At 58.3% G+C, this 4424-nt stretch carries 4 protein-coding genes; 1 reads left to right on the forward strand and 3 read right to left on the reverse strand.

Annotated elements, in window-relative coordinates; genetic code table 11:
- The 3 genes from ACHHRT_RS13605 to ACHHRT_RS13615 all read right to left on the reverse strand — a co-directional run.
- Positions 1-468, reverse strand: a 468-nt coding sequence (locus ACHHRT_RS13605) for a CheR family methyltransferase (protein WP_395500316.1), incomplete at its 3' end; no start/stop codon positions are given.
- Between the two features lie 9 nt (positions 469-477).
- Positions 478-918: a chemotaxis protein CheW gene (locus tag ACHHRT_RS13610; protein WP_395500317.1), complete on the reverse strand. Its 441-nt coding sequence runs from the start codon at positions 916-918 to the stop codon at positions 478-480.
- Between the two features lie 11 nt (positions 919-929).
- Positions 930-2567, reverse strand: a complete 1638-nt coding sequence (locus tag ACHHRT_RS13615; protein WP_395500318.1) for a methyl-accepting chemotaxis protein — start codon at positions 2565-2567, stop codon at positions 930-932.
- A 567-nt stretch (positions 2568-3134) separates the two neighbouring features.
- Here ACHHRT_RS13615 and ACHHRT_RS13620 point away from each other — a divergent pair.
- A partial coding sequence (locus ACHHRT_RS13620; protein WP_395500319.1) for a cytochrome c3 family protein occupies positions 3135-4424 on the forward strand: 1290 nt, incomplete at its 3' end.

Raw genomic sequence — 4424 nt, forward strand, 5'->3', positions numbered from 1 at the left:
GAGATCATCCCCCCGGAATGAGTTGGGGCGGTATTCACCTCTCCTGGCCAGCTCAATGGCCCGGACGCTGATATCCACCGCATCGACCCGCAGCAGGTAGGGCGGCCAGCCGGCCTGCAGGGCGGTGATTGCTATGGAGTACGGCTCTTCGCCGGTCGAACAGGGAATGCTGAGAATCCGCAATGGCCGGTTGCCGGTCGGCTTAAGCTGTTGCCGCAAAAAACCAGCCAGGAAGGTATAGGACTCCCCATCTCTGAAAAACCAGGTTTCCGGGATCACCACCTCTTCGATCAGCGTTTTCAGTTCCTGGGGCGAACTTTTCAGTCTGCCCAGATAATCGTCGAGACTCTCCAGCCCCAGTGCTGCCAGTCGCCGCTTCATCACCCGTTCGATGGAACTCTGACTGAGAGAGGTGATTTTCAAGCCAATCGCCTGCTGCAAAATGGCTTCGAGATCGCGGTTAATCATTTATCTTCATCATCCCCTGAGCAACTCGGCCACCATTCCTTCCGGCACCATCCGGACCAAGTCGAACCACTGCACAATACCGTCATTTTTGCCGCCGGCTTCGCTGGTATGAAGAGCTTCGTCGATCAGAATCCGGCCGGAGTCGATCTGCCCCTCCTGGTTGCTGATCATCGAGGTGGCCCGTTCAGCCATAATCCCCAGCAGCTTCTCGCCCTGGGCCAGGGGATAGTTGACCAGAATAATCCGGGTGCTGTAATAGCGGTCGCACGGCGAGCCGCCGATCAGGACGCCGAGGTCGATGACCGGCACCGGTTCGCCATGGTAATTGATCATGCCGGCCACATGGTCGGCCGTTTTGGGAATCTTTTTGAAGCGGACCAGGGGGATGATCTCCACGATCCGTTCCGTGGGCATGGCGTAACGGTCATCCTTGATCGCAAAAAGGAGCATCAGCATGGCGCTTATTTGATCTTGAAGGAGGAGACTGCCTGTTGGAGACCGGCCGCCGCCTGCTGGAGCATGTTAATGGAGGAGCTGGTCTGGGTAATCGTTTCGGCAGCCTGTTGGGCCACCTCGTTCATCTGGCTGATGGCCTCGTTGATCTGGCGGGCCCCCAGGGCCTGGGCCTCAATCCCTTCGTTGACCGCTCCGATCTGCGGTCGCAGCACCTGCACCTGCTCGATAACACCCGAGAGCTGCTCGCCGCTGCTCCGGATCTCCTTGGCGCTGGCCCGCACATCCTCGGCAAACTTGTCGATTCCCATCACCCCGGCGGCCACCGCCGACTGCACCTCTTTGACAATCTGTTCGATATCGAAAGTGGCGACCGCCGTCTGGTCGGCCAGCCGGCGGATCTCGGTGGCCACCACCGCGAAACCGGCCCCGTATTCGCCGGCCTTTTCCGCTTCGATGGCGGCGTTGAGCGACAGCAGATTGGTCTGGTCGGCGATCTTGTTGATTGTTTTCACCACCCCGGCGATATTGCCGGCCTTTTCGTTAAGGACGGAGAGCTTGTGGACGATGGCCTTGGTGGCCTCCTCCATGTTGCCCATGGTCTGTTTGATGCTGGAGAGTCCGGCATGCCCTTCTTCGGCGGCGTAGGCGGAGTTCTGGGTCAGGCTGTTGACCTTCTTCATCGTCTGCTGCAGGTTGGCCGCCGTGGCCGCGATTTCGGTGGTGGAGGCGGCTATTTCACTGGTGGTGGAGGCGTGTTCATTACTGGTGGCCTCCTGCTGGCGGACGGCGGCGGCGATCTCGTTGATCGAGCCGGTTACCTGAATGCCGGCCTGCTGGATCCGCGAAACCAGATCACGGATATAATCGGCCATCTGGTTGAAGCCGTCGGATAATACCTTGAATTCGTCATTGCGGTCATAATCGAGCCGTTTGGTCAGATCGCCCTGCATTACATGGGAGAGGACCTCTTTGAACTTGACAAAAGGCTCATTGATGTTGCGGATCAGAACAGCCCCGGCCGCCAGGCTGACCAGGATGCCGAAGAGCAGCGCCCCCAGAAAAGCCCACTGGAAAAGGCGGAATTTCCCCTGGGAATCGTCAAACGCGGTCTGAATGCCGGCTATCCCGCCCTGCATCAGCGCGCCGATCCGGTCGGAATAGTCCAGGGCGTGAACCTGGAGTTCGTCGTAGTAGAATCTCTCCAGCTTTTCGTGGTCACGCTGGCGAATGAGGGGCTGAAGGTCGACGATCAGCGCCAGGGATTGGGCCGTCAAGGCATTGGCGCCGGTCAGCCACGAGCTCTCCTGTTGGCCGGCCAGCAGTTCCAGCTCGGCCTGTTGGCGCTCGATCTGCCCCCGGATCTTCTCGAGATTGCGCTGCCCCTCCTCCCAAACGGTCCGTTTGTCGGTGGAAAGCAGCTCTTCGACCATATTCAGCAGATCGCGGCGGAAAAGGTTGTCGATCTCGTGCAGTTGGTTGAGGGGCAGAATGTGGCCACTGTACACCTTGCCAAACGAGCGGTTGGCATTCTGGGCCACCATGAAACCGAGAAAGGCGATCCAGAGCACCAGCATCAGCAGAAAACACATGAAACCCGCCAGGCGAAATCTTACACTCAAATTCTTCTGAAAGTTGATATTCATCTTCCGTTGATCCTCCCGGTTCGGATATTGATGTTTGTCAGAAGTCTCTTGCGATCGGGTGGCAAATATTCAATCGTTCCCGATTTGGTCGACCTGACCAGCAATCTGATGTCACTGGTGGCCGGGAATCTTGCCGAAATCCTCCCGAATGCTGGGGTGTTACCGTGCCAAGGTTAAAAAACTTACGAAAGACAGAAAGTTGTATAACCATTAAATCAATGGTTTATTCCAAATCGGGAACGGCCGGGTCAGAAAGCAGAAGTCTATAACTGCAGCATGGTGACAGAAGGGGGCTATGATGTCAATATTCATCCCGATAACAAATTTGCAAAACTCTCTTCTGATGGCGAAAGGATGATGGTTCGTCCCGTTTCCATAATTATTACCGGAATCAGGATACTTTCGCGCCCGATTTTTTCGTTGACAGACTGACCGTCAATATCTATAGATCCACTGATCTATTGATTTTTGAAGGGCAGGTTGCCCGGGGTTGTCGTTGACGCCCCGCTTTTCATGCCCGGGTCGAGAAAAACAACTTCCTATCACCATCACCCCTGTACCATACCCATGAAGATTAAGGCACGCCCCATGCAGAGCTTGAGAAGCGCCACCCCGGTCTCCACTTCATCCTCTTCCCTGTTGCGCTGGCAGAACCTGCTGGCGGCGGGGTTGATCGGGCTGCTGCTGCCGGCTTCGGTCGCCGGGGGTAAATATACCGGCTCGGCCCATGGCTCGGCCTACGGGGTTTCCCGGGGCGCCATGGAGGGCTACTCCCGGGGCAACTGCGCCCACTGCCACGAGATGCATGCCAGTCTGGAGGGGAACGAGCCCGCGCCGGGGGGGGGAGGGGCTTCGCCCTTCACCCTCTTTGCCCGCAACTTCAACACCACCGCCGCCAGCAATCCCTACCTGGAGTCCGACAACTTCTGTTTTTATTGCCACAACCAGTTCGGTTCGGTGCAAGTGGTGGAGAATAAAGACTACAGCGCCACCTTTGGCGGGGCCAACCCCCTTGCCGGGCCCCCTTCGATCATGGCGGCCTTCAATTCGAACTCCTACCACAATCTCAAGGATATCCACCAGTTTGTCCAGGACAATCCCGCCACCTACCCCTGGTACCGGCCGGAGAGCAACCCCTGTAACGCCTGCCATAACCCCCATCTGGCCAAGCGCAACTGGGAGAACATCCCCAACCAGTCGGCCATCTCCAAGCCCAGCGACCATTTCAATCTCTGGGGGGAGAGCGAGCTGATCTCCACAGCCTACCCCAACCAGTATGAAGCTCCCCATGCCGCGAGCGCCAGTGTGCGGGAGCCGGCGGGCGACGCGGTCAGCGACGGCAGCAAGACCCCGGATTACGTGGGCTTCTGCACCGACTGCCACAACAGCAGCAACACGATCTGGAGCAGCAAACTGGGCCGCCATCTGCGCCCTATTGATTGGAGCGGGGGCCCCGAGGGAGAGAAACACGGTGGCGCCCCGAGGGATGGCACGGATCATTTCCAAGCCCCGTACTCCACCGCCGGCAAGAGCAACATGGTCCTCTCCTGCCTGGACTGCCACGAGCCCCATGGTTCAGAGAATATCAAGCTGATCCGGCGGCGGGTGAACGGCGGCTCCGTGACCATGAGCAGCACCAACAATATGAAGTCCCTATGCGGCAGATGCCACAGCACCAACTGGGAGTATATCCACCATTACGCCCCGGACAGGCCTTATGCCCGCCACCAGTGTGGCAACTGTCACGATGGCGACGGTGGTGGCGGTGGTGGCCCTGGCCCGATCCGCTGCGGGAATTGTCATTTCCACGGTTCCGACGACAGTTGGGCCGGAAGCAGGGCGACCGGAAGAAAAACC

Origin of the sequence: Desulfurivibrio modestus (assembly GCF_044068625.1) — a bacterium.
Taxonomy (GTDB): Bacteria; Desulfobacterota; Desulfobulbia; order Desulfobulbales; family Desulfurivibrionaceae; genus Desulfurivibrio.

Bases quoted from the DNA above. Each gene is read 5' to 3' on its own strand.
- ACHHRT_RS13610 (WP_395500317.1), bottom strand. From the start codon at position 918: ATGCTCCTTTTTGCGATCAAGGATGACCGTTACGCCATGCCCACGGAA.
- ACHHRT_RS13615 (WP_395500318.1), bottom strand. From the start codon at position 2,567: ATGAATATCAACTTTCAGAAGAATTTGAGTGTAAGATTTCGCCTGGCG.